The organism is Algoriphagus persicinus, assembly GCF_035156415.1.
Classification (GTDB): Bacteria; Bacteroidota; Bacteroidia; order Cytophagales; family Cyclobacteriaceae; genus Algoriphagus; species Algoriphagus persicinus.
The window spans coordinates 1-2,090 of sequence record NZ_JAYEEY010000064.1 but is presented as its reverse complement, the minus strand read 5'-3'; the positions used below and the strand labels follow the sequence as shown (position 1 = coordinate 2,090).

At 38.6% G+C, this 2,090-nt stretch carries 4 protein-coding genes; all 4 read left to right on the top strand.

Annotated elements, in window-relative coordinates:
- The first annotated feature begins 338 nt into the window (after positions 1 to 338).
- The 4 genes from U3A58_RS21590 to U3A58_RS21575 all read left to right on the top strand — a co-directional run bounded on the left by U3A58_RS21590 (position 339) and on the right by U3A58_RS21575 (position 1,569).
- Entirely contained in the window at positions 339 to 791 is a 453-nt protein-coding gene (locus U3A58_RS21590; RefSeq protein ID WP_323826469.1) for a DUF4143 domain-containing protein, read from the top strand.
- A 44-nt stretch (positions 792 to 835) separates the two neighbouring features.
- Entirely contained in the window at positions 836 to 1,096 is a 261-nt protein-coding gene (locus U3A58_RS21585; RefSeq protein WP_323826468.1) for a hypothetical protein, read from the top strand.
- A gap of 9 nt (positions 1,097 to 1,105) precedes the next feature.
- Positions 1,106 to 1,228 carry a hypothetical protein gene (locus U3A58_RS21580; protein WP_323826467.1) on the top strand — a complete coding sequence of 41 codons (123 nt, stop codon included), beginning with the start codon at positions 1,106 to 1,108 and terminating at the stop codon, positions 1,226 to 1,228.
- Positions 1,229 to 1,296: 68 nt separating this feature from the next.
- Complete coding sequence (locus U3A58_RS21575) at positions 1,297 to 1,569, top strand: GDP-mannose 4,6-dehydratase (RefSeq protein WP_323826466.1); 273 nt, start codon at positions 1,297 to 1,299, stop codon at positions 1,567 to 1,569.
- Positions 1,570 to 2,090 lie beyond the last annotated feature (521 nt).

Genomic DNA, 2,090 nt, shown 5'->3' with positions numbered 1-2,090 from the left:
CAGAAACTCGAAAAGGCCTATGGAGTACGGGTCAAGGCAGTGCTTCATTCAGAAGCGACAACACCCATACCGGATTTGAGGACTTGGTTGTAAGCAAAATCTTATAAAATTACCCTTAACCTGGTAAAAGTTAATCGTTTACCCTTAACCCTTACCCGACAACCGACAACCTCCATACCTCTAATCGTTTAATATATTATAATTACATTTATAACTTTACAGGATTACTATCTAAGTTATAAATGTAATTATAGAAATGGAGATTAAGCTTCCTGCAAATCTTAGCGTACGAACGCATTACTTAAACAGGCTTAGGCCGTTTATCGGTTTTGATACACTTGCCGCTGGAAGATGAGGTGGTGTTCGAGTACCTGAAAAATATATACAACGCCATTGTCTATCGGGATATTATCAACCGCTATGCTATCCGAAACGTCCCGTTTTTGGAACAGCTGGTATTATTCCTGGCAGCGCATACGGGCAGTATTTTCTCAGCCAAAAAAATCAGTGATTTTCTAAAATCGCAGCGGATCAATATGGCACCCAATCAGGTACAAACTTATATCCATCACTTGGTCAATGCCTATCTTTTACATCAAGTGCCTCGATATGATCTGATTGGAAAACGGCTGTTTGAAATCGGAGAGAAGTACTATTTTGAAAACTTGGGCATCCGCAATGGACTTTGGGGCTATAGATTGGAGGATAGGGGAAAGATCATGGAAAACGTGGTATATAATCACCTTGGTTTTCAAGGGGTATCAAGTTCGGGTAGGAGTCCTGGGGAATAATGAAGTAGACTTTGTAGCCGAAAAAGAANTGGTATATAATCACCTTGGTTTTCAAGGGGTATCAAGTTCGGGTAGGAGTCCTGGGGAATAATGAAGTAGACTTTGTAGCCGAAAAAGAAGGGGAGAAAAAACACATTCAGGTTGCCTTGACTATCAACGATCCTGCTACCCTGGAATGTGAATTCGGGAATTTAAAAAAGATAAGCGACAATTATCCCAAGATGGTGATCACGATGGATTCCTTTTCGGGAAATACCCATGAAGGAATCCAAACTATGGACCTCCGCAACTTCTTGCTTTCTTAAAGAAGAATCATGGTACTAGTGATAATAGGTTATCAAGAAACCAAATCCAAGGATCTCAAAAAGTCTGATAATCAGGTGGTGTTTGATGTGAATGGAGTGTTGAGTAAGAGATTCTGTGCATATGGCTTTTGACCATGTAGGATTTACTAATCGATGGGAGGGAAAGGGAGTCAACGAAATAGGAATACTTGACTCTGTAGATGAGCAGAAATATTTTGATTCTACTGGTCAATCTCTCAATCTCTAATCTCTTAAACTCTATTCTTGTAAAAGTCGATCCCACCTATTTCCGCCCAACCGAAGTCGATCTCCTACTCGGAGACCCTACCAAATCCAACACCCAACTAGGCTGGACTCCAGAGTACGACCTGGCAGGATTAGTAAATGATATGATGATTTGCGATATCAAATTGACGCAAAAAGATATGCATTTGGTGGAAAAGGGCCACGAGGTTTATAGACAGTCGGAGTAATAATAGAAGTATATATATCTGCAATTACACCAGTAGGTAAATTTTATTTGGTTTTTGGGCTGGAAGACGGATGACCGAAGACCGAAGTTTGCCAAAACTGAATTTCCATCGGACTATTAGGTCGTTAAATCAAGCTACTGGTAAACATGCTGATAATCAAATAGAAGGAATAGTAAATACGAATTACATTTTTAAATGCTAACTAAATTAGAGAAGAGTAAAATTGCATTACGATAGTGCAAAAAAATTAAATAAACGCACTTCTATAGTGCAATAATTTTAATCATGTTGAATAAAATTCAAATCTTATGGAAACACTGATTATTAAAGTTGACAATAAGAAAAATCTTGCCTAGGCCAAGGAATTACTCCATAAACTCAATTTTGTGGTGGAAATAGCTACCGAATCTTCATCAGAACAAAATCCATTGACCGAATACCAAAATGTTGCGGGAAGATTGAGCTCTTTTTCAGGTGTAAACAAATTGAAGGAAGAAGGAACAATTTGGAACAGCTGTACT

Excerpts from the sequence above, each read along its gene's own strand:
- U3A58_RS21580 (WP_323826467.1), top strand. The coding sequence starts at position 1,106 with ATGGTACTAGTGATAATAGGTTATCAAGAAACCAAATCCAAGGATCTC.
- U3A58_RS21575 (WP_323826466.1), top strand. The coding sequence starts at position 1,297 with ATGAGCAGAAATATTTTGATTCTACTGGTCAATCTCTCAATCTCTAAT.